Here is a 24,881-nt window from a genome sequence, read left to right on the forward strand (position 1 = left end):
CCGCGACGACATCCACGAAGCTTTCATGACCCTCGCCGCAACCATCATTTGCTGGCGCCGCCTCACCCGCTGATCATTCTGTTAGGACTTCTTAGCCCGTGCGACATTTGGAGGAGGGCCCGACGATCCGTAACGACTGGCCAACGCGATCGAGGTGGTCCCGCAGCTCCTGCTGCACTTGGGGCAGGTTCACGCGGTCGACTTAATCGAACATCAAACCGCCGCCCTCGTTGCCCCCGAGGAGTCGTACGGCACCTACCTTGTCGTCGCACCGGGTCCAAGAGGAGAGCCAGAAATCGACTTTGCTCTGGACCTATTCTGCTGATCTCGGTCCTGGACCTATGGCTGCTCGGGCCAGCTCTCCTTTGGAGCCACGAACGTGCCCCGGCCTTGGATCGTGACCACCCAGCCTTCCTCCCGCAGGAGCTCCATGGCGCGGCGGACCGAACCACGTGCGATGCCGTGCTCCTGCTGCAGCGAGCTCTCCGAAGGGACGACCTGCCGTTCCTTCAAGTCGCTCGCCTTGATTCTTTCCCTGATGATCCGCGCGAGCTGCTCGTAAATCGGTGTCGGGTCAAGCTGGTCGACTGTCACAGACAGCACGTTAGGGACGGGCAGTCATAGGACTTACGTTGGGTACGGACTAGACGTGCTAGACGAGTTGTACGTGCTACACGTACCCTGGCACGAAACAAACGGGCCCGCCCCGGCGGTGGAAGCGCTGAGGCGGGCCCTTGATCGGACACGGGAGGTCCGACCCATGGGCAAGCCAACCATGGACGACCGGATCACGTCTGTTCTGGTTGCGGACATCCGGACCGTGCTGGAGAAGCACGGTTATCGGCTGCCGCCCGGAAGTGACTACATCCACGAGCTCGTCATGGCGCGCGTCGACGTTGCACTCAGAAATCTCATCGAGGTCTTCGAAGGGAGGACTGCGTGACATGACGGAGATCGCTGACTTCCATGGCCCGCACTTCGAGCCTCCGCAGGCCAGCTGTGTCGAGGTGCACTGGTACCGACCGTGCCGGCGAGTGCAACGTATTCGTGTGATCTCACACTCATGCGAGTGCAACGAGTTGCTGTACGAGCTGTGTGCTGGCGGCGGTCTGAGCTTCGTGCGTCGGACGGATCGGGCCAAGGGCCCTGTTCGGGCCAAGGGCATTGTTCGCGAAAGCGAGTGGATGCTGACCGCGGCGGCGAGAAACCTGTACGAGAGGATCTTGCGCGGCGAGGCGCGATGAGACTGGCGCGGCGCGGGTGCGTCACCGTGCATCCGCTGCGTCTCCTGCAGCGCGAGCCAGTTCATGGGGCAGAAGCGCTGACGGTCCTGGCTCGCCCCGTGCCGAACATTTGAGCCTGGGTGTCGTTTGCCCTCGTGCCGCTGAGGCGCTCGAGAGGGTTGCTGCTTCGGTGTCTTTCATTCTTCGGTGAGATGGCGCCTCCATGAATGGCTTGCCGCGGCTGCTCGGAAGGTGAGTCAGGTGATCAAGAACGGATCCGTCACTCAGTGGCTATAGCCGTGCGTGGTCGTGATATGACTCTCTGTTGAGAATAGGTCGCGGGCAGCGATCGGTGATCTTGGGGGTTTGTGACATGGGGCGTATCACTGCCACGCTCGCCAGCCTCACCGTAGCGGGAGTGCTGGTGACGGGGGCTCCCGTCGATGCTGACGCCGCAACGGGCGTTTTGTTCATCAATGGCAAGACGTATTACAACCCGAGCGGCTGCTATCCCGTCGATGGGTCGCCGGCGTACGTCTTCAATGGTGCCAGGGGAGTCGCCTTCATCCACGACGGTCCCAAGTGTGACGCTGAAATCAACGCAGTGCTTCTCCCTGGTCATGCGGGAGTCTCGAAGTACGGCAAGAGCGTTTTCGTGGGGTGATCGGCGCGAGTCGGACATTTAGCCTATCTAGCGCGAGCTGCTAACTCTGGCTGTGTTGGGCGCCTTCGGCGTGATCTTTGGGGCTTCTGTTGGGCTGCTTGTGAGTGAAGATTTATTGCTTCGAGCCAAGCCTTGATGATCTGTATTCGCGTTTTCATGATCGCCTTGACTGGGAGGGGTGGTAAACCAGAAGTGACGTGCTGGACTGCTGGGGAGGTGCCTGATGAATCCGGGGAACCTTCTCGCAAAGGGCAGCGGCAGGCGGATTCAGGCTTGGGCTCAGTATCCCGTCATGGCTGCTGCTGCGCTCGGTGCCTTTCTTGGCGGGGTATTGCCCGCAAGGGCGGATGATCCTGGCTATTGCCCAAGAGTGTCCGAAGTGGCGTATCAGTTGTATGACATCGAAAAGTGGTGCGCCGCTGTCAACGACGACATCAAGAACGGGCGGCCCCTGGATCTAATGGGGCGTTTGCGAGAAGCGAGAAAGCTGCCGGCCTCCACAGCTTCTCCAGGAAGCGAGTCGGATGGTTCGAAGGTCCCGCTGAGGCCGCCCAGCAGTAAAGCATCGGCCAGCCAGGAGCAGCGGTCACCCGGGACAAGGCGCCCATCGGCGGAGCGGAGACCAGGTTCTCGTCACCGAAACATGGTTGAGGAGAAGCCGCCGGAGGAGGAGCGGATAGGACGTCCGCAGCGAATCTCTTCTCACGAGGTACGACCGAGGCCGCACAAAGCTCGGCAGGGCAGCCGGCGGCATCAAGACCGACATGCCAGGGCAACGCCTTACTCTTCGAGTACAAGGTCACAGTCGCCCGCTGGCCCTGGCGAGAGCCCAGCGCCTGGCGCCAGTCCTCACCTATCCCAGGCCCAACGGCAGGAGCGGGAGGTCGCCGGGCAGGGCTTGCTCCTGCCAGCCGGGGCGGCAACCTTCGCCCTGATGGTGATGCTGTTGAGCGGCCTGCTGGTGCGGTGGGTTCGCGTGCGCATGTCGAACGCCGGGCCGGAGGCGAACCTGCCAACGGTCCACTGTCACAACGAGGACCGCAGCGCTAATCAAAAGCTGGCCGCTGTGCCGGTGAGTGCCGCGAGCGTGGGCGTCAAGGGAGAGAAGCCCCCAGCTAGGTCGGAGGTGGATCATCCGAGTCCTGCTGTTCCGGAAGCTGTTTCGACCGCGCCCCTAAAGCCGCTGGTGGCGCCGCCGATCGAGACGCCGAGGCCATCAGTGGCTCAGGTTGAGGTATTGGGTCCTGCGCGACTGATGGTTGCTGGGAGGGAGGTGTCCTTCAGCAGGGCCGAGGGGAGAGCGTTGTTTGCCCTGCTGGCGACAGCCAAGGACGGCGAGTCCTCGGACGCGGTGATCGACCGGTTGTGGCCAGAGGACGGGGAGCGCGGAGCGCGGCGCTTGGAGACGGCTGTGCGCGACATCAACGGGGCGATGCGCCAGGCGACGGGGCTTGGGACCTCGGTCAAGTTCGTGTTGAAGGTCGGGCAGCGGCGGCGGTTGTCGGCGGCCTACTTCGACGTGGACTGGTGGCGGTTCGAGGAGGCGTACGTACAGGCGAACACCGCCGAGGACGAGAGGACGCGGCGTGAGGCGCTCCGGCGGATGGTGGCCCTTTACCGAGGGCCGTTGCTTGCCGACCGTGATGATGTCTGGTGCCTGCCACTCCGCCAGACCGCTGTCACCCAGGCTGTCACCGCGGCGACTCGGCTTGCTGAGCTTGAGCGTCATTCTGATCCGGATCAGGCGTTGGGCTCCCTGAGACTGGCCGTGGACCGCATTGACCCCTACAACGAGATGTTGTGGTGCAAGATCATGACTATTGAGGGCGAGCTGGGGCGGGTCTCCGAGGTCCGCTGGACATACCAGCAGCTGACGGAGCGCCTGGTAGAGATCGACGCGCGCCCAAGCGCAGAATCGCAGCGCACGTATCAGCGCTTTGTTAAATAGCCGAGCGGGGCCGAGAGCCGGGTGCTGAGGTGCCCACGTCATTGATCGCCGCGCACGAGTTCCCGCTGGTCACGGATTTGGTACGTGGCCAGTATCTGAGGCGACACGAGCTGTGCGGGTGTGGTGCCGTAGATGCGTGCGAGTAGCCGGAGGACGTGGGCGGGGGGTCGGCGGCCGCCGCGGGGCCAGTTCTCGTACTCGTAGAGGCGGGCCTCGCGCAAGCTCGTGGCTCCGGTGGAATCGAGCGCTGCGTGGGCGGTGACGACCTGGCTGGCGGTGAGTCCGGCGGCGTAGCGGTACAGCCGGAGCGGGCTGGCTGAGTGGTCGAGGCTGAAGACGATGGCGATCTGGTCGACCGTGAAGCCGTGCTCTCGGAGTAGGCGGCCTCGATGCCGGCAGTCGAGGAGTGTTTGGTAGCCCTTGCCGGACATGTATCCACGCTCCCTTCGGCGATGTGGGGTGGTGAACGGTAGGGCGGCTGGCGGGTGAGGCTCAAGCCGCTGGTTGGGGTGATAGATCGGAAATGATGCCTGGTGATCGAGCCCGGTCGGCGCGCGTTGTCGCAGGTAGTTGGGCGCAACGGGCGGGGGTGATGGGTGGCGCTCGCTGGGGGTGTGATTCGGGCGTGGAGTTGGTTGATGGTGCTGGCCGTCCCCGGATCGGCCGGGGTTTATCGCGGAGGTGACCAGCGGTGGACCAGCGCCACGACGATCACGAGTACGGCCAGGCGGGCGATAGCGCGCCGCTGTATGGGGACGCGCATGCGAACGGAAGCGAGCAGCGCCACAAGGTGTGCTTCCCCGCTCCTCAGCCGGGCCGGGTCTTGGCGGAGGTTCGGTCGGGACACGGTGGAGGAGGGCTGGTGTGGCGACGGACGTTCGCGGGCCGTGGGGATCAGGCTGCGCCGGCGCGTCGCTTGGTGAGGTTGCTGCTGGAGAACACGCCACGCGCGGAGGATGCGGAGTGGGTGGCGGCGGAGCTGATCAGCAACGCGCTGCGGCACAGCCTGTCCGGTGCGGCAGGCGGCTACTTCGTGGTGGAGGTCGCTCGTTCCGCTCATCTGGCGCGGGTCGTCCTCTACGACCTGGGAGGAGGAGCCGTTCCGGCTCTCGATCGTGGCGTTCCGGCCGCTCGGAGGACCGAGACGGGGCAGCGAGAGGACGGGCGCGGGCTGGTGGGAGTGGCCCAGCTGGCGGCGGCGATGGGTGTGTGCGGGGACCCGATCACCGGGCACGCGGTCTGGGCCGAGCTCAGCCTCGCCCCATTCGGTGATCAGGAACGCCAACAGCTCTTTTCGGCCCCTGGTCAAGAGGGCGATGCTGCCGCCTGGGGGAGCGTGCTCTCACCTGACGAGGCAGGGACGGCTCCCGCACACATGGCACTCTCTGCGTCGGATGAATCCCAAGCGCAGGCGTCTCCGCAGCGCGGATGGCAACCGGACCAGGCTGGACGGGAGGGCTTTGCGCTGGACCCTTCCACGCGGCTGCTGGAGGCGCCGTGAGCCACCGTGCGGACCCAGCGTCCGCATTCGGGCAGGAGCCATGGGCGCAGCGTGAGCTCGGCCGGTTGCGTCAGGAGTATCCACACTGGGCGTTCCTCGTGGTGAGCTACCGGTGGATTGCGCTCCGCAGCAAGCAGGCGGTGATCACCGCTTACGGGCCAGGTGAACTCCGGGATGGCCTGCTGGAGGCTGATGGGCGCAGCACGGTTGACGTAGCGGCAAGGGGGTTGGCCCCAGAGATCAAGTCGGTGTCACGGCCGGGCGCTGTCGGTGGAATGGCTGGGGCGGGGCCGGGGGACACGGTCGTGGGCGATGTACCGCGACAGGCGGTGTTGCACGCGCACCGGTCCGAAACTGGCACGTGGGCGGCCGTGGCCCATCCCGTACGGGGATGGGGGCGGTGGCCCTGGCCACGGCTGCGTAGACGTACGCGACGTACAGCTAGCACGATCGCGCGGTAACTGGTGGTTCTCCTGAGGAGGAGAAGGCAAGGCGGCCGACACTTGGCCATGTCCTCGACTTGATCTCGTTGGACACAGAACTCATCCGCTTGATCTCCGCGCCGACTGTAAACGGTCGCCTGCTTGTGAAGACGGTACGAGCTGATGAATGCGGGCTCGGCCCAAACACCAGTAATGGCGGGCGTCGGCAGTGACATTGGTGGCCTGCGCCAGCGGCGCGAGGAACTTGGGGTCTCTTGGGTGGTGCGGGCAGGGGAGAGGCAGGTTGCTCGCCGCTGAGATCGGCGTGGAGATGCGGATAGCGCTCCTGCGCGTCATTAAGACCGCTACTCGCGATAGCGATGTCTTGCCAGGTCAGGGCGGTCTTGGACTGCGCGATGCGCGGCCCGACTCGCCTATAGGCGAGGCTACGAATAGATGGGCCGGGGATTCTGATGGGCTTGTCTGTTCCTGCTGGTTGCCGGCGCCCAGCGGCGTGCTTTACCTGCTGACGTTCTGGCATGCGTCGCGTGCGGCAGGTCCGCTTGGCGCTTGCCGTTCGGCGACAGCCGAGCAGAACCTTCGCCCGGCGGTGTGCCCGGCCGCGTCGCCGCATGGTGAGCCCCGGACGGCGGTCCGGGTGGTGCGCCGTACCCCCGCCCCCGGCGCATGGCTGTGGCCCCGGCCGCCTATGGGCGTGCTGGGGCCAGGGGCGGCGGGGCTGTCAGACAGTGGCGGGGACGGTGTGCGCGGCGTGTGCGACGGCGACGAGGGCGGCCACGTCGGTGGCGGGGGTACCGGGAGGAACGGTAGCCAGCTGGGTGCGATCGGGGGCGTGACCGGGGCGGCGGCGCGTCCTCGACGATCACGGGTCGGCCGGGGCCGTCGGGGATGGTGAGTTGGTAGACGTGGCCGTCAGGGGACCGGTAGCCCTGGATGATTTGCCGTCTGTCCCCGGCGTTGCCTTGACCGCTACGCGTGAAGCCGTGCGCGGCGAGGGCGCGCGTGTAGGGCAGGGCCTTGGGCGTTCGGTCATGTTCTTTATCCCTTCCGTTTCCGGCCCACGGCCAGCGTGCCCGGATTTCCTGTGCCATTTCTATGGACGCTCGATCCGGTAATGATGTCAAGTTGAAACGGGGATTGATGTCGAGATCCGATTAATTTCTAAATGGACATGAGGGATGGATGGCCGTCGTTGTGGAAATATGGTGCGACTGGATCACGGTCATAATGTCAAGCCGATCGGCCCGCCTTCTCGTGAGATGTTTTAGCAGCTCAGAGAAGACTTTGGTGAGGATAGCCTCTCCAGCCGTTGGGGTGACGAAAAATATCCGGAGACCGCTTGCCGTAGGCGCGTTATGCGAGCCATCGTCGAGCCAACCCAAAACGCCGACCCCGAAAATCGGGGGGCGAATCTTGCGGGAAGGGAGACGTTTCAATGGCTATTCATGCCCCGGAAGTCGCGTCCGATGGCGCTGGCGAAATCGCATCGGATGTCGCCCCTAGAGCCGTCGACGTACCGGACGTGCCGCCCCTAGACGGTAATGGCGCGGACGGTACGGACGGCCGTCAGGAGGCAGTGTGGGCGGCGCTGGTGGCCAACCCCGGTACGTCGGCCACGGCGGTTGGCGCGGCGGCGGGGATGAGCCGGATGGTGGCGGGCAAGATCCTCAACCAGCTGGAAAGCGAAGGCCGAGCCCGCCGGGTTGCGGGCGGTTACGACGGGCAGGGACGGGGCCGGACCCCGGACCGCTGGTACCCGATCATCACCGACGCCACCACATCCGACGCTCCTTCCGCGCCGGATCGGGACGGGCCCGATTCGACTTGCGCACCCGACACTTCGGTGTCCGCTGCCGAGGTGGTCATCAACGGTGCTCCCACGCCTGACGCCCCCTCCATGGGGATCGCCGAGACGCAAAATGAGCCGGAGGCCACCGCAAACGCGGAGTCACTCGTGTCAACGGACATCGACGCTGGTGAAGCCTCCCCTGCGGCTGAAGCCCCAGAGGCGGAGGACGGTCCAGCCCCAAATAGCCCTACGGCGGCTGTCCTCGATGAACGGCTGGAAAGAGACGAGGATGCGCCGGACACGGAGCCGGGGGCCGAGGAGGATCCAGCGCGCGAGCAGGCGCGGGCCGAGCTTTTGGAGCTGGCCGAGCTGTTGCTGGGGACGGCGGCCGCGATGGAGGCGGACGGGGATGCGGTACTGGCTCTGGGGCGGCTCGAGATGGCCATGGCCAAGGCTCCGCAGGTACACCGCGCCGTTCGCTCGGTGCTGACCGGTACCACTTCACCTCCAGCCCGGGCGGCGACCAGGGCCAGTGCCCAGGACGCCAGGACGGCGGGCACGGTCCGGCATGGCGCGTTGCGGGATCGGGTGCTCGCGCACCTGGCCGAGCATCCGGGCAAGGAGTTCACCCCGTACGAGATCGGCCGGGTGCTGGACTCCTCGTCCGGCGCGGTGGCCAACGCTCTGGACCGGCTGGTCAGCCTCGGTCAGGCCGAGCTGACCTGCGAGCGGCCCCGCCGGTACACCCTCGCCGACGACCTGGACTCCGGTCGCTGATGCGCGTGGCGGGGATGGGACCCGTGCGGGCCATCCCCGCCGCACAGACACGGCATCGCCTGCCTAGGGCGGCGCGCCGGGCCCCTGCTCGTCCCCGTTACGGCTGAGCCCAGAACACCCGCCTTCCATCCGTTCCCTCACACCCATTTCACGACCGCCTTCGAGGAGGCATCCGCCATGGCTCACGAGATCGAAATCTTCGCTAACGGTTCTGCCGGGTTCGCGGCCGCCGGGAAGCCCGGCTGGCACCGGCTCGGCTACACCGCCCCCGGCCCGATGACCGCCGAGGAACTGCTCACCAACGCCCAGCTCGCCGGGTGGAACGTGCGCAAGGTGCCGGTTGGCACGGTGACCGACCCGGACACTGGCCAGCCCGTGACCAGCGAGGAGGACTTCCTCATCGTCCGCACGAACCCGGTCACCCGCGAGCCGGAACGCCTCGGCATGGTGGGCAAGGAATACAAGATCGTCCAGAACGAGGAGGTCGCCGACTTCCTGCAGACCCTCGTGGACGAGTCCGGGGCCATCTTCGACACCGGCGGATCGCTGAACGGCGGACGGCGAGTGTTCGTCACCATGCGCCTGCCCGAACCGCTCATGGTCGGCGGGCACGACCAGCTCGACCTGTACCTCGCGGCCTTCTCCCGGCACGACGGCTGGGGGGCCTTCACCACGGTTGCCACTCCCGTACGAGTGGTGTGCGCGAACACCGAACGGGCCGCACTGCGCAACCACGCCTCGATGTTCCGGGTCCGCCACACCGGCCACATCGCGGGCCGGATCGCCGAGGCGCGGGAGGCCCTCAAGCTGACCTGGCGGCACGGGGAGGCGTTCGCCGCCGAGGCCGAGAAGCTCCTCGCGATTCCGATGGACGTCAAGGAGTTCCGCCAGTTCACCAACACCCTGCACCCGCTCGCCCCGGACGCCAAGGAGATCACTCGCCGCAACCACGAGCTGGCCATGCGGGAGCTGGAGTACCTGTTCACCACCGCGCCCACGCAGGAGCCGATCCGCAACACCCGCTGGGCCGCTTACAACGCGGTTACCGAGCGGCTGGACCACCGCAGCCCGGTGATCGGGCCGCGCGAAAGCGCCGTGGTCCGGGCCGAGCGCGCCCTGCTGACCGACCACGACAACACCAAGATCAAGATCCGTGCCTTCAAGCTCCTCGCGACCGCCTGAACGCCCGCGACCCCGGTACGGCCTGCCCGGGGCCGGGCCGTACCGGAACCTCCTCTCCGTCCCCGGGTCCAGTCAGCTCATACCTCGGGAGAACGACGTGACCCAGTTCGAAGACCTGGCCGAAACCCACCACGCCAACGCCGCACTCGAGTCATGTGAGGCGATCGGCAAGCTTACCTACGCCGCCGAGTCTGGTCAGGAGCTCCGTTCCGACGACCTGGCCCGGCTCGCAGTCACCCAGTACGTCTGCGGCTGGTGGCAGCAGGTCATGGACCTGATCAACAGCGAGGAAGCCGACGGAGCAGAGGCCATCCTGCGTATCCGCCGCGAGGCCGAACAGCGCCTGCTGACCGGCTATCCCACCATCTATGGCGACCTGTTCGCCCAGGCCATGGCTCAGGCGGGCCGTCAGGCCGCCCGGCAGTTCCTGGCCACCACCCAGCCCCTTGCCGACGCTCTGGCCAAGCTCGCCGCCACCGCCGGACCTGCTTTGACGGCCTCGGCCACACCTCACGACCCGGCAGCCACCGCATCGCCGCCCCGTGCGTGGGAGTCGGGGCGGCTGTGAGTGACCTCCGGGTGGCTCTACCTCTGACCTCTCCACCGAAAGGAACAATCACCTTGAACACCCCCAGCGACCGCCGAGCCCCGTACGCAGGTGCGCAATCGGTGGCGGTTCCGCCCACGCCGCCCGGCACGGCGGACGAGTCCAGCTCACCGCGATCCGGGACGGTAGGTCCACTCGCGCTGGCTGACGAACGAGTGCACGAGGCGCTCGCCGCCGCCCAACACGCCGCACACGCGGCCGCCGCCGAGGTGGCCGACCTGCTGCAACGCGGGCTACGGCTGACCAGCGAGCCGCTGTACCAGGCGACCTACACCCAGGCGCTGCGCACATGGTGGGAGCAGGTCGGCGAGCAGCTCAGCGAGCGGAACCTGGAGGCTGACCATGCGCTCCGCCGAGTGCGCTCGTGGGCGCGAACCCACCTGACCGCCGAGATCGGCTCCACCCAGCCAGGCACCCTGTTCGATCATGCCCTCGCACATGCCTCCAGGGCAGCCGCCCGTCGCTTTCTGACCGCCACCGGCGAACTGCTCGCTGAACACGCAACCCGGCACGGTGACTTTTCCACCAGCCCCTCATCCCCAACCGGCGCATGACCGCTCGTCTCCGACAAGGTCCCCACCACGGCGAAACGCCCATTGATCTTGGAAAGGACATCACTCTCGTGAACGACCCCACACCCCCTCACCTGTCCGGTGAGCCTTCGTTGCGGGCCCTGGTCCGGCAGCAACAGCAGGTGAACAAGGACACAGTCGACGGCCTGGCTTCGCGACTGGCTCATGGTTACAGGCTCAGCGCCGAACAACTGTGTGCCGCCCTGCAGGCCAACCTCCTGCTCCACTGGTGGAACATGCTCGGGCGGTACGGCGAGCAGCACGGGCTGGGCATGGTCCGCGCGATGGCCAAGTTCAGCTTCTGGGTCAGCTGCTACCGCACCCAGGACCTCGCAGACGCTCGCCCTGCTAAGGGGCTCGATGGCGCCACCGACAAGGAACTCGCACTCGCACATCTCGACTGCGCGCTGGAGCTGATCAAGCGGACCGCCGCCCGCGAATTCCTCGACAAGGCAACGAAGATCCCCTCGCCCCGAACGGAGCAGCCCAAGTGAATACTCACGCCCCAGCATCACGGCCGCACCCCAGCCCCCTGGATGAGTCCCAGATCGAGACGTTCCAGATGTTGGCCTGGAAGTGGGACATCACCGCCGCCAAGCAGCTCACGCAGGGCCGCGAGCCCACCGGCCAGCTTGACCCGCAGACGTGGGCGGGCATGCTCTACCTGATCCGCATCGACCACGCGCACGCGGCCAGCGTGAACCTGGACGAGCCGCTGATCGCGGTGCCGATCCCGGATGTGGGCTGGCTGATCGTCGATGGCTGGCACCGGATCCACAAGGCCCTCACCCAGGGGGTGGAGAAGCTGCCGGTCATTGTGCTGACCGCCGAGGAGGAGCTGGCCTGCCGCATCTTCGGTGGGGAGAAGGGCCAATCCCGGCGGTAGCCGAAGTCCGGTGGTGTAGGTGGTCTGCCCCGGTCGCGCACCTGTGGTGTGTGGCCGGGGCACACCTCCTGCATCACCGGCCCTCGCGCGAGGACACCCCCGATGCCCGATTGGACAGCTCGCGATCCACCTGCGCTTACCCTCGGCTGTCTCGGCGCTGCTCGAGACGCATGGCCCTGCGCCGCTCGAGCTCCCGGCGAAGCGTGTCAATCTTGGCGAGGCCGCCAGGCGTTGGGACGAGCCAGAAGTCCCACCCGTTTCGCCACTGCCTCTTACCTTTTCCCTTCTCCTCGTCATCTGAATGGCTCTCGATCAGCGCCTTGGCCGCGCCGGACAGCGTTTCGCAGCGGCGTCCTTCGTGGTCTTCGAGCCAACCGTCGTCGGCAATGGTGACGAAGCCGGGATACATGCGAGAAGGACTGACGAGTTTGGTGCCCGAGGCGACGAGCCCCTCTTCGAGTAGGTCGTACACGCATATGTCGCTGCGGGCGCGAGCGCCGACGCGAGAGCGAGGCATGGGGCGGGTCCGGTTGGACACTTCGCTGGGCACTTGTGCCTCAGCGCGAGAGGACGTTTGCCGGGCGCGAATACGCCAGCGGACCGTGCGCTGTTCCTGCGCGGTAGCGGAAGGCGGAGCGGGGATGAGGCGGTGCCCGAGCAGGTGCAGCGTGTGAAGGATGGGAGGGACGTACTCGCTCAGGCTGATCTGATCCTCCAGCGAGATGGTGTCGTCCTGAGGCCGGTTGCGGTTATGCAGGTAGACCTGATCGGAGGCGAGCAGGTGGTTGTAGAGCTCTCCTTCCAGCCAGCCGGCCTGCCCCGAGTGCAACTTGTCGTCGTTTCGGCGAACGAGCAGGGCCCGGTACCAGGCATTGTCACGGGTGCTGGCGTGGTTGAGCACTCGAGTGCGCAACCCACCAGGGGAGGCTTTACCGACATAGGCTGCCCAGCGTCCGGTTGGGTCTGGGCGGTCCAGCAGGAGATAGATACCCGGAACGTTCCAGTCCGCCGTGAGCCGATGGACGGCACTGCGGTCGACGATCGTCATGCCGATCACGCGATGTCCGATGGAGATCTGCAGGGGGTCGTTGAGGTCATTCGGGATCATGACGTAGAGCGGCTTGGGGCGGGAGCTTTCCATTCCGGGTCTCCTTCGAGCATGAGGCGAGTCGAAATGTGCCCGGAGGGTACCGAAAATATGACTGTCCGTGACAGTCGCTTTGGGAAAGCAGCCACAGGTTCCCGTGCGCCGGAACGCATGGGTTCATCGGGAGGCGGGGCGCGTGAATCCGATGAGGTCGGCCCGCCAGTAGCTGGCGATCTTGACGGTCTCGTGGCGGTTGGGGGCGTGGATCATCTGGCCGTTGCCGATGACGATGCCGACGTGTCCGGGGCCATCGGGTTGCATGTGGAAGAACGCCAGGTCGCCGGGCTGTTCATGGCCGGGCGGGATGGGCTGGCCATGTCTCCATTGGTCGGCCGCGACGCGAGGGATAGTGATGCCTGCCGCCTGGTAGGCGCGCATGGTGAGGCCGGAGCAGTCGAAGGCGAATGGGCCTTCGGCACCCCAAAGGTAGGGCTTGCCGAGTTGGGCGTGGGCGTAGGCGAGAACGGCTGCTACCTTCTCGCCCGCGATGGGCAGCACGCAGGCACCGGAGACGGCGTCGACGGCCTGCTGGGCAAGCGGTTCCCAGCGGGCGTACGCATCGGGGTAGGCCGAGCGTTGGACGGCTTGTGCCGCCCTGGTCAATGGCAGCTGCTCCCAGCGGGGGACCTTAACCAGGCGATCGTAGAACTGGCGAGCCGCATGTGACGGGTCGAGGATCTGCTCGCGAGTTCCCCAGCCCTGTGAGGGGCGTTGCTGGAACAGGCCCAGGCTGTCGAGGTGGCCGTGGGGAAGATTGCGGAGCTCGGACTCCTGCAGGGCGGCCGCCACCGCGATCACGGCGGCGCGCGCGGGCAAGCCGAGCTGCTGGCCTGTGCTGACGATGAGCAGGGCATTTACGCGCTGCTCATCATCGAGGGTCGCGATCTGGCGGATGGGTTGGTTGGCGGGTGCCGCGACCGGGTCGACCTCTCCAGTGGTGCTTGCCATCGTCGCCACGCAGGCCGAGCCGCTCGGTCCAGCAGAGTCCAGGAGACTGGCCACCGCTGCGATGATGGCGGCTACGAGGAGTAGGAGAAGAGCGGCGCCGGCCGCGGCGTACTTCATCTCGTCCCAGCTCCGTTCCTTGCCGCGGGAACGGTTGGGAGGTCACGCATCCGCGTGCTTCTGAGGCCGGCCGAGGAGAGTCCAGGCATCGGCGAGTTCGGCAAGCCGCAGACGGGGCTCATCGGATCCGACGGGAATCCAGATGGCTCCTGCCGGGCCATCATCGGAGTGGACCGCCGTGGCAACCGGGACCTCGGCTGTAGCCATGAGCTTGCGCAGGTTGTTCTCTCGGGTGCGGTTGGGCAGCCAGAACAGGACAGGTGTGGTGATCCCGGTGGCGTCGGTGAGGTTGGCGTAGGCATGGAGCTTGGCGGTGACCTTGGCGAGGGTTTCGGTGCCGGTGTCGTGTTCGAGGAAGAAGTCGAAGTCGCGGCCGTCTTCAATCCAGCGGCCATAGGCGTCGGGGCGGGCAATGTCGCCCCAGACCTGGGCGCAGCGCCGTTCGGACCACCATGTCCTGACCTCGGCCTGCGCGTCGGGTTGCCGGGCGCGATGGTGCAGGTGTGAGAAGAACTCGTTGACGCCGACCTGGTGGGTCAGTCGCGAGGAGACTGCGATCGGGTGGTCGGGGTCGTAGCCGAGCTCTTTGACGGTGATGCCTTCTCTTATGGCCAGGGCGGCGGCTCCGGCTCGGCCGAGGAGCCAGTGCACGGGTTGTGAGCCTGCGCCGTACGGGGCCCAGGGGCGGAAGCGGGTGACGGCGTTGAGCGCGTAGAGGGTGGCCAGGCGCTTGCGGGCCGATTGCGGGATGCCGAAGAAGATGCGCTGGAGCTGGTGGGTGGTAAGCACGCGGTGGCGGTGAAGGTAGGCGAGGATCTCGTAGTCGCGCGGGGTCAGGCGGGCGGCCAGTGTGGTCAGGGCGATGCGGTCGAGGCGGGGCTGTCCGGTCGGGACGGGCTGTGCGGTCATGCGGATCTCCCTCTTGGCGAGCTGGCTGGCTCGGTCGGATCGGGTGCTGGGTGAGTCAGTGGTTGTGGGCGCGCGGGTCGTGTTCGGGCCTGCCATGGGCTGGTCGCTTCTGCCGTATTGGGCGTTGGGCATCGGACGGGGGCGAGCCGGTGAAGCGGTCCCGTGATGCCTCGCGGATGGCCTGCTCGCGACCGGGGATGAGAGACGGCAGAGGGCGGGTGCGCAGCGTGAAGGCGGCGGCTTGCTGGCCGTCGACGATGAGACGTGTGGCGGCCTGATAGGCGCCGAGGTGAGTGAGGTCGTGCGGAGTGATGAGCGGCGCGGTGTGGTGCTTGAGCTCGGCCGCGTCCTTGGGGGAGGCGTTGAAGTAGATCTTGTTGCGGGCGTCGGCGGAGAGAGCCTCGCGCAGGTCGGCGGGGAGCTGGTCGAGGTGCTGGTGGGCGAGGATGAGGGAGAGGCGGTAGCCGCGTGCTTCGGCCAGGACATCGTTGATGTGGCCGGGCAGGTTCAGGAAGTTGTGGCACTCGTCCAGGTAGATCGCGGCGTCCGATCGGTCGGCCTCGTTGCGGGTGGCTCGACGGGTGGCGGCTTGCCAGGTATGGGCAAGCAGGATCGATCCGAACAGCCGGGCCGCGTCATCGCCGAGGATGCCTTTGGGGAGGCGGGCCAGGATCAGCCCTCCGTCGTTGAGGAGCTGGCCGACGGGGACGGTGGTCGCGGGGCTGGCGAGCGCTTGGCGGATGAACGGACGGAGGAGGACGGCGCGCAGCTTGTTCATGACCGGCCCGATGACGGTGGCTTGTCCGGCAGGCGTGAGGGCCTGGTAGGAGTCCCAGAACCCGGTCAGGAGCTCATCGTTGAGCCGGGCGGTGATGCGGGCGCGGAAAGCGGAGTCTGTGAGCAACCGAGGAACTTCAGCCAGCGTGGCCTGCTGGCCCAGCACCTTCGTGAGGGTGAGGCAGGCAGAGCGCAGCAGGTCGTCCACTCGCGGTCCCCAGGCCGACCGGAAGCAGCGGTGAAAGATGGTGACAACGGAGTCGACGGCGAAGGCGGGGTCGGGCCCGGCGAGCACGTTGATTGCCGGCGGCCTGCTCGGGTCTTGCGGGTCGAAGACGACGGTCTTGCCGAGGGCGCGGTCGGGGAGGCGGGTGAGGACGTCGGTGATGAGGTCGCCTTTGGGATCGATGACGAGGGCGCCTCTGCCTGCGTGAGCGTCGGTGAGGATCATGTTGGCGAGCAGGGTGGATTTGCCGACTCCGGTGCCGCCGAGGACGTGGGTGTGGTGGCGGCCATCGGCTACAGGTTGGGCTATGGGGCGGCGTGGGCCGCTGTCGCTGTCGCCCAACACCCGGACCGGCCTGGCCGCCGCGTCGCGCGGTATGGCCGGTGACGGGGCTATGGGGCGGGCTCCGGCACGGGTGATGCCAGGGGCGTCGGCATCCCAGGGCAGATGCGCCAACGCTGCGAGCTCGCTGATCGACAGCAGGAATCCCGAGTGCAAGAGCCGTGACCGGATGATCGCATGGGGGCGGTAGAGACGGGCGCGGCGAAGGTACTGGTGGCCGGAGGTGAACAAGGCGAAGACGCCGGCCAGGGCGTGGGCTTGGCCTCGTAGCCAGCCGGGTGTTGAGTCGTCGTCTCGTGTGGAGGCGACGGCGTAGCGGATCGCGACTTGATAGCGCGGCTGGCCAGCCTTGGCGAGGATGGCGCGTACCTGCTCGGCGCGTTCGGGGAACATGCGAGCGAGTTCGCCGGGATGGCTGTGGCCGGACATGGGCGCAAGTTCGTCGAGGACCTGGCCGAGCAGGCTGCTGGTGCGGGCGCCACGGAGCGCGGCTGCGGCTCGGTGGGCGCGGCGCAGGCGGCGTCCGGTGGTGGGCCGGGCGAGAATCTGGACGACGGCGTGCTCGCCGTCGCGCAGGCCGCTCATCGCGCTGAGCAGGGAGCGTATGGGGTCGTTCGGGTGTTCTGACTTGAGAGGGAAGTGCTCGGCCCGGCCGAGGATGAGCCGTCCGCCTGCCATATCAGTCGCGGGCGGGAGAGGGCTGGCAGCGGGCGCGGTGGTCGTGACGGCGCCAGGCCAGGCGGCCTGGATGGCCTTCTCGACGATGCCAGGTGGGACGGTGCCGGGTACCCACAGGCGTACGCGAACCCCGGAGGCGTCACCGTGGTACTCCCACACCAAGTGGGGTTGGCCACTCAGGAGGCGTTTCCACGCAGGGGGGAGCAGTCCGATGAGCTGGCTCCATAGCACCTGCGCGCCGTGAGGGTCGCTGTCGGGCGGGCAGGAAATCTCGATCAGGCGGGCGCCGGGAAGTAGGGGCCGGTGGCGTAGCCGTCCGATGAGGCGCCGTACGAGCTCCAGCAGTGACATCGCGCCCAGGACGATGGCGGCGACGCGCCAGCCGTAGCTCAGGGCGTATTCGGACAGGTGCGACGGCAGGTCCCTGAGAAAGCCAAGGATGGCTTGTACGTCCTGATCGTCAAGGTCGCACAGCAGGCAAGGACTTGTTGCTCTCATAGCGGGTCAGCCTCTCCGTCGAGTTCGTCGTAGGCGGTGTTGGAGATCAGCTGGTCTGCGGCGGGTTCGGAGGTGTCCAGCTCGGCGAGTTCGGCCGGGTCTGTGGTGATCAGCTGCGCCTCGGTGGGGGAGGCGGTGACGTAAAAGGCGACGCGGCTGGCCGGGCCGGCGACCATGAGGGCCTCGCCGCGTTCGGCGGTGAGCAGGAATTGCCGCTCGCCCTCGGACAGGTCGAAGGCGTCGCCGACGGCGGAGATGGCTTGCGGGGATTGGCGGAGGAGGATCTGGCTGGCTGCGTTGGCGACGATGGCCTGGCCGAGGTCGGTGCCGAGCAGGTCGGCGGCGTCCTGCGTGATGACGGCGAGCCCGGCCCAGTGCTTGCGGGCGGCTTTGGCCATCCGGAACAGGAACCGGGCACCCTCCGCTTCCTTCATCAGGAGCCAGGCTTCGTCCACCACGATGAGGCGTTTCTTGCGGTCGCGCGGGTTGGCTACGCGGCGCCAGATGGCATCGAGGGCGAGCAAGGTACCGACAGCTTTGAGCTCGTCGGGCAGGTCGCGGAGGGAGAAGACGATCAGGTGGCCGGTGGGTGTGGTGGTGGTCGGGCCGTCGAACAGTTCTCGGTAGGAGCCGGTGACGTACGGGGCGAGCTGAGCGGCCAGTTCCGCGCTCTTTGTCTTCAAGGCAGTGACGAGGTCGCCCAGTAGCGGGGCGGGCCTGTTCCAGGTGTCCGGGTCTCGGGTGATTCCGGCCTGCTGGTAGGTGGCGATGATCGCGGTGTCGAGTGATGCCCGCTGCTGCGGGGTGAGCGGGGTGGCGAGCATGGTGGCGATGAGGGTCTGCAGGAAGAGCGCTCGCCGCGACAGGACGTCGTCGTGGGGTCCGTGGCTGGTAGGCAGGTCGAGCGGGTTCCAGCGGACTCCGGTGGCGCCGAGGCGCAGGTGGGTACCGCCGACGGCCCGAGCCAGGCGGGCGTACTCGTCTTCGGGGTCGACGACGGCGACTTCGACGCCCTGGTAGAGGAGGCGCAGGGCTTCGAGTTTGGTGAAGAAGCTCTTGCCGGCGCCGGATCGGGCCAGGGTGACGGAGTTGTGGTTGTCCTGGGCGAAGCGGTCCCAGACGACGATGCCGGAGCTGGAGGCGCTGAGCCCGTACAGGATGGCGCTGTCGCTGGTGGGGGCGGCGAGGTCGGGCGAGGTGAACGGGAACGCGGCCGCCAGAGCGGTGGTGTCGAACGTACGGGTCAGCTGCACCGAGTCCACTCCGAGGGGCAGGCTGGTTGCCCAGCCCTGCAGGGCCCGGAAGGTGGTCGGCTGGGCATCCAGGAGGAGCGAGGCGGCCAGGGCGTGGACGCGTTCGAGCTCGGCGCTGAGTTCTTCTTCGCTGGAGGCGTACATCGTGAGGTAGAGGCCGACCTTGAACAGTCGCCCGTGGCCTCGGGCGAGGCTGGCGGCCAGCTCGGTGGCGTCGTCGGCGGCGGCTTCGACGGCGAAGTCCTGCAGGCGGCCGTGCTGGGCGTCAGCGCGGCTGGACGATTCCAGCCGGGCGAGCTGGCGGCGCAGCCGCATTGCGGCGACCGCCTGCGGGATCGGCTCGATGTGCACCGACACATCCAGGCGGCCGGGATAGGTGAGCAAGGGTTCCAGCCAGCCCGCACCGACCTCGCGCGGGTAGCCGACCACAGCGAAGGACGCGGCCACTCCTTCCGGGAAGGTCAGAACGCGAGCGCCGACCTGCAGAGCGGCAGGCCTCAGCAGCGTGGCTGCTTCTGCCGTGCTGTCGTGCTGGCCGTGGTGTCGTCTCATCAGCCCTCCTGGCCAGTGGTGGTGATCACGTCGTCGGGGAGGGCCGCCGGCACGGGATGCCAGCCGCCGGGGTCGAGGCATTCGGTGAGAACCCGATACGCCGCTGACGCGTTCAAGACGGCGACGGAGATGCCGAGCGCGGCCAGGGTGCGGGCGCTCTCGTCGGCGCGGCGCAGCACGACGGAGGCTGCGGTGTCACGCTTGGTGGTGCGGCGCCCGCGAGCCGGTCCCGGATCTCGCAGCACGATGAGCACCTGGCGGGCCAGCAGCTCGCGGGAGTCGTTGAGCTGCTGCAGGAACGCCGCATGCTCGGTCGCGCTACGGGCGAGCGCCGGGTGAGGCAGCCGATCGGCGCGTCGCAGGACTGTGCCGATCAGGGCGTCGAGCTCGATCGGGCGGGCCCGTACCAGGATCTGCGCGGGTGCTTCGAGCGAGTTGAGCCAGCGGCCGAACGCGCCCACCAAGCCCGCCTGCTCCGCGGTCGTGCGCAGATGGAAGGAGACGGTGGTGGTCTCCACGAGCACCGCCACCCCGCCGTCCGCCAGTTCCAAAGCGCCATCAGTACGGATGGTGCGAACCGGCAGGCGAAGAGGTGCGGGCAGCTTGCCCCGCAACCGGCACCAGGCGGGCGGCTTGACCACCTCACCGGAGGCAGCGACCAGTCGCTTGGGAGCGCGGGCGAAGCGCAGGGCGGCCAGCGAGAAGCGATCGAGGCTCAGGCCCTCCCGGCGTCCGAGGGCGACCGCCAGGCCGACGGCGAGCAACGGCAGCGCCAGCCCCGCGATGACCACCACGGGTAGCAGGTGATGGAACAGGTAGTAGATGGCGGCGGCAAGGGCTCCGGCGGTAGCGACGATGATGATCTGGCGGGTAGTCAGCCCGTAAGCGATCTTGTCGGACTGGGCGATGTCGGCGGGGATGTGGGCGATCAGCGGCTCGGGCTCGTTCACGGATCTCTCCTTCCGCGTGGCAGGCGGCGGGGTGGCGGATCGAGCCGCAGGTGCAGTTGTCGTTGGCGTCCGGGACGGGTGGGCATGCCGGGCAGCATGGGTTGCACCCACGGCGGGCGGGGGCGGATCCACGGCCCGCTCGGCGCAGATGGCGGGGCTGGTGCAGGTGGCCGTGGCACCCGCGTGACCGGGAATGGCAGCGCCAGCTGGCGACCGCGTGCTCGCGAGGCAGGGGCCGGTGCCGGCGCGGGCGGCAGGTTGAGCGGAAGCGCGAGCTGCTGCGGCCCGCGATTACCGCCCGCTGCGGTGGTGGAGCTCGACGGGGCCTGGGCAGATGCGTTCATCGGCTGGGGTCCTCTCATGCTTGGCGGCCCGCCCCTGGGTCGAGGCCCGCTCGGGCCTCGCCGTCCGGCCCGTCCTGGCCCGGACGGCGGTCGCGAGTGACGTGCGGCTCCGGCGCCTCTGGCGGCGGAACTGGCGGCCTTGCCCTTGCGCAGAGCGGCGCCAGCCAGGCCGAGGGTCTTGTAGACGATCAGGGACTTGATCAGGCGTTGGAGCAGCTGGGGCTGGGCGTGTTGCCAGACGGAGCGGGCGACCCAGCCGGGGATCTTGATCAGGATGAACAGCAGGCCGATCAGTACCAGCGTGTCGATGGCCCGCGTGACGACCGGTTTCACCACCGCCACGACCGGCTGATCGGGCGGGGTGGCGAACGCGTCGGTGGAGTCGGTGAAGTACACCTTGAACGCCAGGATGAGCACCAGCGCCTGCAGCACCTGCATGATCAGGACGCCGGTGAACGCTCGCCACCACAACCGGGCGATGTGCTCGGTTTGCGGCAGCGCGTGGCAGAGCAAGGCGAGTGGCGCCGCGATGATCAGGAACAGCAGCAGGGCGACCCGCAGGATCGCGATGAAGGCCAGGACGAGGCCCATCACGACGGCGAGTCCGATCATCCAGATCAGGAACATCTGCGGGCCTTGGAGCTGGCCGACCGGGTTGGCGAGCTTGTTGGCCAGCAGGTCGCCTGCCCGCTTCCCGTCGACACCGTCGCCGAGCAGCGCGGCGACCAGACCGTTGGCCAGCTCGATGGCGTACTGGCAGAGGGTGATCGAGGTGTTGAGCGCGACGACGGCGACCACCAGGCGCGGGATGATCTCCTGTGCGGTGGTGGAGGTCTGTACGCTGCCGTACGCCATCACGATCAGACCCGCGACCAGTACGAACAGCGCCAGCAGCGCGTTGGCCACCAGCCGCACGTGAGCCGACAGCTCCTGGACCCGCTCCAGCATCGAGGGTGGCGGCGAGGACAGCAGGAGAGTCCCGACCGCCTGGAAGGCCGGCTGGATCGCCTCGGTCACGATCAAGCCGAACCAGCCGTTCAGCGCCCGATTGATCTTGCAGCCGAAATCGAGCCAACCGCACTCGTCTGGAGCAGCCGTTTGATCTGGCGTCGAGGTGGAGGGCGGCGTGGTGGGATGCGGCTGGGGCGGCGGCGTGAGCATCGGACCAGTGAGTGAAGTCGGCGCTGGTGTGGAGGCCGGCCCAGGTGCGGGCGGGGTGGGCTGTGGATTCAAAGATGGCGAGGGCGTCGGCGGCGGAGACGCCCACGTTGGGGAGCTCATCGCGGCCAGCGTGGTGACGATGAGCGCGAGCAGTTGCGCTGTCACGACCACCACGCGACGTGGACTCGCGGCGGGCAGAAGCGGCGACCGGCGGGGCACTGTCAGGCTCCTACGATGCCCTTGAGGATGCTGACCAGCAGCGGCGCCAGAACGGCGATGCCATAGCCGATAGCCGCGTAACGCAGGGTCTTCTTGGCCGCCTCCACCTCACCGGGGTCGCCGCCGGCCAGGATGTAGCGGACCCCGCCCACGGTCAGGAAGAGGGTTGCCAGCGCGACCAGCAGGCCGACGATCACGTTGCGCAGGTTGTCTATCACCTGGTTGAGCGAGCTGGCCTCCTTTGCCTGAGCAGGCCCAGCCCAGGCCGACGCTGTGATTCCGGAGATGCGAGCGGCCTCGGCGAGGTGGGCGAGCGCCAGCTCGAGGAGCGTGCCGAGCGTGGTGCCCGCGACGATGACGACGCCGATGAGAAGGACCTTGCGAGGGGTGAAGCGGGAACGTGGTACCACTGCTACCTCCCGGTATGGCGTTGAGGATGCGTGCGATGGGTGGGACAGGCAGCGCGGAGGCCCGGTCCCGGCCAGGGCCGGGTGGGCGTCCTCCTTCTGCGTGGGGCGGTTGGCGGGTCCGGTGGTGACAGGAACCGGGTGGCCTGGTGCGGCCTGGCCGGACCGGTGCCGTCCGCGCTGCCTTTCACCTGTTAAAAGACCGGGTTCAAGTGCCGAGATCGGACATCGAGGCCTGTGGAATTTGCCGGATCATGACCTTGAGCGGTGGGGCGTGGCGCTGGCCGTCATGCCGCCAAGCTCGGCGGTGCCGGATAGCTCGCCGCTGATCAGGGCTTGGCGGAGGCGTGCTTCGGCACGCTGCCGGCGTTTGAGCTCCGCGCAGTAGAGCAAGCCTCGAGCTCGGCAATAGTCGGCCAGCGATGTGTGGTCCAGCCGGGTCATCCCGATCAGCTCCGCTGCCTCCGCCGTGATGATGCCGGCCTCGACCGCGCGGGCCAGCAGCAGATCGGCGTGACCGGACGGATAGCGCAACGCCAGCCGCTCATCGCTCATCTCGGGCTCGGAGAGCAGCTCGGGCTGATTGACGGCGTGGGCCCGCAGGACGCCGAACTGGGTCAGCCGCGACAGCCGCAGCAGCGGGTGGGACCAGGACAGCTCCACCCGATGCAGCGCCTCCATGAAGCAGGCCAGCATCTCGGCCTCCAAGTCCTCATGCTCGGCGTTGACCATCTCGTTCAGGGGCTTGAGCAGGCGGCGCAGCATCGGCGCCGCCAGCGCGACGGCGGCGACCATCCAGGCGCCTCGGTGGGCACGGGCCTGCTCGATCAGGTGCCGCCAGACCCCGTCCCTTGTGGTCCGATCGCAGCTGGGGTGCAGCAGGATGGTTCGCAGCTCGTCCAAGGGGATGGGGCGAGCGGGTAGGACGAGCCCGAGCGCGGCCCCGTCGACCGCCAGCGGCTGCGGTCCTTGCATGAGCAGCGCGAATGAATGCTCGGCCTGGTTCAGCGGACGCCTTCGGATCGAGGCGGTGGAAGAGGTGCCCGAGGAGGAAGCCTCGTCGCTGTTCGCGGTGGCGGCTGTGGTCTGGAATCGGGCGTGGAACATGGCAGCTCCCGAAAGAGTGAGCGGGTTCGGATGCTGCTCATGGCGCCAGAGGCCGCGTACAGAAACGGGACGACTTCCGGACGGACTTCGGCTCAGATAAAGATCATCCAAAGCTCGAAGGTGCGTAGGAATTGTTGCCTGACCTGTGCAAACGCCTCTCGGTGCATCGTTGAGGGAGCGGAGAGGGACGAGGGTCGGGCACCGTCCGCTCCGAGTCCGGAAACGCGCCCACCTGCGTAAACGGCGAGGACCAGGATCGGACACTTATAGATATGGCAAAGGGAGCCGGACGGTGGACCGGCCGCCGCTCAACTGCGAGGTTGCTGCCCCTTACGCACCTTTTCTGAAGGGCAATGGCGGCAGGGTGACCGATGAAACGATGGTGCGCTGGGAAGGCACCGGTCCATCAGGTTGTCTGCTGGCCCTCGGCGTCCTGCCGTTCGGCGTCTTACTTACGTTCGCGCTGAATCTCTTCTTCTCGGTGCCGTGGTTCCCTCACGGCCTGAACGCCCTCGGCTCGATGCTCGCTCTGGGCGTTGTGCCGTGGCCGGTGAACGAGCGGTACGAGGTTACGGTGGCGGAGTTCATACGGCACCAGATCCGTCTGGTCAGCAGGGCCGCCGTTCCTACGGTGGAGGCGGCGGACTCGATCGTGGCGCATTCGGCCTCCATCAATGATGGCTACACGCGGACATCGCTGCAGGTGGCCTGGTACGGCGGGAAGGAGGATCGCCGACGGCTTTCACGCTGCCACGCTCGCCCCATCGCTCAGGCGACTCCTCCCGCCAAGCGTCGAGGTCCGGCACGTGTGGGAGGAGCTGGAGTACCTGCTGTGAAGAACGCCCGAGGGGCGTTCAGCCCGCATCTTTCACGCTGTCACGGGCCATCAGTGCCAGCCGATGCGGATAGGGGTACGGCATCGACCGTACTTGGTCCCCTCGCACAACTTGAAGACGTTGATCCGGCTGAAGAAGGTGGAGTCGGTCCCACAGCCCCATCGGGCGCCGTTGGAGTCGACCACCGTCCAGGTCTGCAGGTAGGAGGTCTTATACACGGCTCGTACGGCTCGACCGTCATTGCTCAGGTCGCAGACCTCGATGTGCTTGCGGTCGGCTGAGATGGTGACCGATCCCCAGCCAGCGTCGTCGTACCAGCCGCCCGCCGAGTCAGCTGAGGCTGAGGAGGCGCAGAGCACGGTGGCGAGGGTGATGGCCAGTGCGCGGCGAACGTACATAGGGCGTCCGTTCCGTTGAGGCGAATTAGAACGGAGCCACTGTGATCCCATCGCGCGCCTGAATCTCGCGGGTCAGAGCCCGTGACGACATGGCTTGATCAACATTTGGTTGGCCCACGAGGCAGCGACGCAGCGAGGGCGCGCGAAGCACTCCGAGCCGGACCCGAGCGTGCATCACTGCTCGCCCCGGCCGTGATCTCTCCGTCCCTTCTCCAGAACAACGGGGCACGTACGGCGGTCGATGACTGTCCGGTCTTTGTCCCGAACGTGTCCAGCAGCGCTGTGACCTGCGAAAACTCGGTGGTAGAAGTTGCCTCGGAGACGGTGGCGGGGAGACCGCGTGCTCGAACGGATACTGCTGTGCCCTTTCCGAATCGAGCCTGTTCAGGACTGGGCATACGTGTCATAGAACCGGGTGCC

The 24,881-nt window shown here is 67.3% G+C and carries 23 protein-coding genes; 11 read left to right on the forward strand and 12 right to left on the reverse strand.

From position 1 onward, the window contains the following. Window positions 1-339 precede the first annotated feature (339 nt). Window positions 340-594: a GntR family transcriptional regulator gene (locus ACWEPL_RS38635; RefSeq protein ID WP_452439080.1), complete on the reverse strand. Its 255-nt coding sequence runs from the start codon at window positions 592-594 to the stop codon at window positions 340-342. 166 nt (window positions 595-760) lie between these two features. Here ACWEPL_RS38635 and ACWEPL_RS38640 point away from each other — a divergent pair, with 166 nt between their 5' ends. The 4 genes from ACWEPL_RS38640 (at window position 761) to ACWEPL_RS38655 (ending at window position 3,835) form a co-directional block, all read left to right on the forward strand. Further along, a complete protein-coding gene (locus ACWEPL_RS38640) occupies window positions 761-943 on the forward strand; it encodes a hypothetical protein (protein ID WP_364242797.1) in 183 nt (60 codons plus the stop codon). A gap of 1 nt (window position 944) precedes the next feature. Further along, window positions 945-1,244 carry a hypothetical protein gene (locus ACWEPL_RS38645; protein WP_452439081.1) on the forward strand — a complete coding sequence of 100 codons (300 nt, stop codon included), beginning with the start codon at window positions 945-947 and terminating at the stop codon, window positions 1,242-1,244. Between the two features lie 352 nt (window positions 1,245-1,596). Continuing rightward, a complete protein-coding gene (locus ACWEPL_RS38650) occupies window positions 1,597-1,887 on the forward strand; it encodes a hypothetical protein (protein WP_452439082.1) in 291 nt (96 codons plus the stop codon). A gap of 934 nt (window positions 1,888-2,821) precedes the next feature. Further along, entirely contained in the window at window positions 2,822-3,835 is a 1,014-nt protein-coding gene (locus tag ACWEPL_RS38655) for an AfsR/SARP family transcriptional regulator (RefSeq protein WP_452439083.1), read from the forward strand. A 38-nt stretch (window positions 3,836-3,873) separates the two neighbouring features. Here the strand turns inward: ACWEPL_RS38655 and ACWEPL_RS38660 are convergent, their stop codons facing one another. Next, window positions 3,874-4,266, reverse strand: coding sequence for a hypothetical protein (locus ACWEPL_RS38660; protein WP_452439084.1), 393 nt, complete (start codon window positions 4,264-4,266; stop codon window positions 3,874-3,876). Window positions 4,267-4,760: 494 nt separating this feature from the next. Here ACWEPL_RS38660 and ACWEPL_RS38665 point away from each other — a divergent pair, with 494 nt between their 5' ends. The 7 genes from ACWEPL_RS38665 to ACWEPL_RS38695 all read left to right on the forward strand — a co-directional run bounded on the left by ACWEPL_RS38665 (window position 4,761) and on the right by ACWEPL_RS38695 (window position 11,592). Next, a complete protein-coding gene (locus tag ACWEPL_RS38665; RefSeq protein ID WP_452439085.1) occupies window positions 4,761-5,336 on the forward strand; it encodes an ATP-binding protein in 576 nt (191 codons plus the stop codon). 1,878 nt (window positions 5,337-7,214) lie between these two features. Next, window positions 7,215-8,345: a hypothetical protein gene (locus ACWEPL_RS38670; protein ID WP_452439086.1), complete on the forward strand. Its 1,131-nt coding sequence runs from the start codon at window positions 7,215-7,217 to the stop codon at window positions 8,343-8,345. Window positions 8,346-8,522: 177 nt separating this feature from the next. Then, entirely contained in the window at window positions 8,523-9,527 is a 1,005-nt protein-coding gene (locus ACWEPL_RS38675; protein ID WP_452439087.1) for a DUF932 domain-containing protein, read from the forward strand. Between the two features lie 97 nt (window positions 9,528-9,624). Beyond that, window positions 9,625-10,095 (forward strand): hypothetical protein, encoded by a 471-nt coding sequence (locus ACWEPL_RS38680; RefSeq protein WP_452439088.1) that lies wholly within the window; start codon window positions 9,625-9,627, stop codon window positions 10,093-10,095. A 194-nt stretch (window positions 10,096-10,289) separates the two neighbouring features. Continuing rightward, a complete protein-coding gene (locus ACWEPL_RS38685; RefSeq protein WP_452439089.1) occupies window positions 10,290-10,688 on the forward strand; it encodes a hypothetical protein in 399 nt (132 codons plus the stop codon). 68 nt (window positions 10,689-10,756) lie between these two features. After that, on the forward strand, window positions 10,757-11,200 hold the full coding sequence (locus ACWEPL_RS38690) for a hypothetical protein (RefSeq protein WP_452439090.1): 444 nt from the start codon (window positions 10,757-10,759) through the stop codon (window positions 11,198-11,200). A 68-nt stretch (window positions 11,201-11,268) separates the two neighbouring features. Next, entirely contained in the window at window positions 11,269-11,592 is a 324-nt protein-coding gene (locus tag ACWEPL_RS38695) for a ParB N-terminal domain-containing protein (RefSeq protein WP_357749592.1), read from the forward strand. Window positions 11,593-11,728: 136 nt separating this feature from the next. Here ACWEPL_RS38695 and ACWEPL_RS38700 read toward each other — a convergent pair whose 3' ends face one another. The 10 genes from ACWEPL_RS38700 to ACWEPL_RS38745 all read right to left on the reverse strand — a co-directional run bounded on the left by ACWEPL_RS38700 (window position 11,729) and on the right by ACWEPL_RS38745 (window position 24,461). Then, window positions 11,729-12,733 carry a hypothetical protein gene (locus ACWEPL_RS38700; protein WP_452439091.1) on the reverse strand — a complete coding sequence of 335 codons (1,005 nt, stop codon included), beginning with the start codon at window positions 12,731-12,733 and terminating at the stop codon, window positions 11,729-11,731. Window positions 12,734-12,856: 123 nt separating this feature from the next. Next, window positions 12,857-13,804, reverse strand: a complete 948-nt coding sequence (locus ACWEPL_RS38705; protein WP_452439092.1) for a C40 family peptidase — start codon at window positions 13,802-13,804, stop codon at window positions 12,857-12,859. Window positions 13,805-13,846: 42 nt separating this feature from the next. Beyond that, complete coding sequence (locus ACWEPL_RS38710) at window positions 13,847-14,713, reverse strand: replication-relaxation family protein (protein ID WP_452439093.1); 867 nt, start codon at window positions 14,711-14,713, stop codon at window positions 13,847-13,849. A gap of 55 nt (window positions 14,714-14,768) precedes the next feature. Continuing rightward, the gene (locus ACWEPL_RS38715; protein WP_452439094.1) at window positions 14,769-17,234 is read right to left on the reverse strand and encodes a type IV secretory system conjugative DNA transfer family protein; all 2,466 of its coding nucleotides are present in this window, start codon (window positions 17,232-17,234) and stop codon (window positions 14,769-14,771) included. Next, window positions 17,231-19,039: a VirB4 family type IV secretion system protein gene (locus ACWEPL_RS38720; RefSeq protein ID WP_452439095.1), complete on the reverse strand. Its 1,809-nt coding sequence runs from the start codon at window positions 19,037-19,039 to the stop codon at window positions 17,231-17,233. Before ACWEPL_RS38720 ends, ACWEPL_RS38715 begins: the two co-directional genes overlap by 4 nt. Further along, the gene (locus ACWEPL_RS38725; protein ID WP_452439096.1) at window positions 19,039-19,989 is read right to left on the reverse strand and encodes a PrgI family protein; all 951 of its coding nucleotides are present in this window, start codon (window positions 19,987-19,989) and stop codon (window positions 19,039-19,041) included. Before ACWEPL_RS38725 ends, ACWEPL_RS38720 begins: the two co-directional genes overlap by 1 nt. Then, window positions 19,986-21,350, reverse strand: coding sequence for a hypothetical protein (locus tag ACWEPL_RS38730; protein WP_452439097.1), 1,365 nt, complete (start codon window positions 21,348-21,350; stop codon window positions 19,986-19,988). The genes ACWEPL_RS38725 and ACWEPL_RS38730 overlap by 4 nt, the downstream gene beginning before the upstream one ends. A 365-nt stretch (window positions 21,351-21,715) precedes the next feature. Beyond that, the gene (locus ACWEPL_RS38735) at window positions 21,716-22,123 is read right to left on the reverse strand and encodes a pilin (protein WP_431931506.1); all 408 of its coding nucleotides are present in this window, start codon (window positions 22,121-22,123) and stop codon (window positions 21,716-21,718) included. Window positions 22,124-22,372: 249 nt separating this feature from the next. Continuing rightward, window positions 22,373-23,227 carry a hypothetical protein gene (locus tag ACWEPL_RS38740; RefSeq protein WP_452439098.1) on the reverse strand — a complete coding sequence of 285 codons (855 nt, stop codon included), beginning with the start codon at window positions 23,225-23,227 and terminating at the stop codon, window positions 22,373-22,375. Window positions 23,228-24,113: 886 nt separating this feature from the next. Continuing rightward, complete coding sequence (locus ACWEPL_RS38745; protein ID WP_452439099.1) at window positions 24,114-24,461, reverse strand: hypothetical protein; 348 nt, start codon at window positions 24,459-24,461, stop codon at window positions 24,114-24,116. Window positions 24,462-24,881 lie beyond the last annotated feature (420 nt).

This window comes from Nonomuraea sp. NPDC004186 (assembly GCF_053603495.1).

Coding starts and splice junctions, on each gene's coding strand:
- ACWEPL_RS38720 (WP_452439095.1), bottom strand. CDS start 19,039: ATGAGACGACACCACGGCCAGCACGACAGCACGGCAGAAGCAGCCACG.
- ACWEPL_RS38695 (WP_357749592.1), top strand. CDS start 11,269: ATGTTGGCCTGGAAGTGGGACATCACCGCCGCCAAGCAGCTCACGCAG.
- ACWEPL_RS38660 (WP_452439084.1), bottom strand. CDS start 4,266: ATGTCCGGCAAGGGCTACCAAACACTCCTCGACTGCCGGCATCGAGGC.
- ACWEPL_RS38740 (WP_452439098.1), bottom strand. CDS start 23,227: ATGTTCCACGCCCGATTCCAGACCACAGCCGCCACCGCGAACAGCGAC.
- ACWEPL_RS38645 (WP_452439081.1), top strand. CDS start 945: ATGACGGAGATCGCTGACTTCCATGGCCCGCACTTCGAGCCTCCGCAG.
- ACWEPL_RS38670 (WP_452439086.1), top strand. CDS start 7,215: ATGGCTATTCATGCCCCGGAAGTCGCGTCCGATGGCGCTGGCGAAATC.
- ACWEPL_RS38675 (WP_452439087.1), top strand. CDS start 8,523: ATGGCTCACGAGATCGAAATCTTCGCTAACGGTTCTGCCGGGTTCGCG.
- ACWEPL_RS38705 (WP_452439092.1), bottom strand. CDS start 13,804: ATGAAGTACGCCGCGGCCGGCGCCGCTCTTCTCCTACTCCTCGTAGCC.
- ACWEPL_RS38715 (WP_452439094.1), bottom strand. CDS start 17,234: ATGAGAGCAACAAGTCCTTGCCTGCTGTGCGACCTTGACGATCAGGAC.
- ACWEPL_RS38710 (WP_452439093.1), bottom strand. CDS start 14,713: ATGACCGCACAGCCCGTCCCGACCGGACAGCCCCGCCTCGACCGCATC.
- ACWEPL_RS38640 (WP_364242797.1), top strand. CDS start 761: ATGGGCAAGCCAACCATGGACGACCGGATCACGTCTGTTCTGGTTGCG.
- ACWEPL_RS38655 (WP_452439083.1), top strand. CDS start 2,822: ATGGTGATGCTGTTGAGCGGCCTGCTGGTGCGGTGGGTTCGCGTGCGC.
- ACWEPL_RS38745 (WP_452439099.1), bottom strand. CDS start 24,461: ATGTACGTTCGCCGCGCACTGGCCATCACCCTCGCCACCGTGCTCTGC.
- ACWEPL_RS38650 (WP_452439082.1), top strand. CDS start 1,597: ATGGGGCGTATCACTGCCACGCTCGCCAGCCTCACCGTAGCGGGAGTG.
- ACWEPL_RS38700 (WP_452439091.1), bottom strand. CDS start 12,733: ATGGAAAGCTCCCGCCCCAAGCCGCTCTACGTCATGATCCCGAATGAC.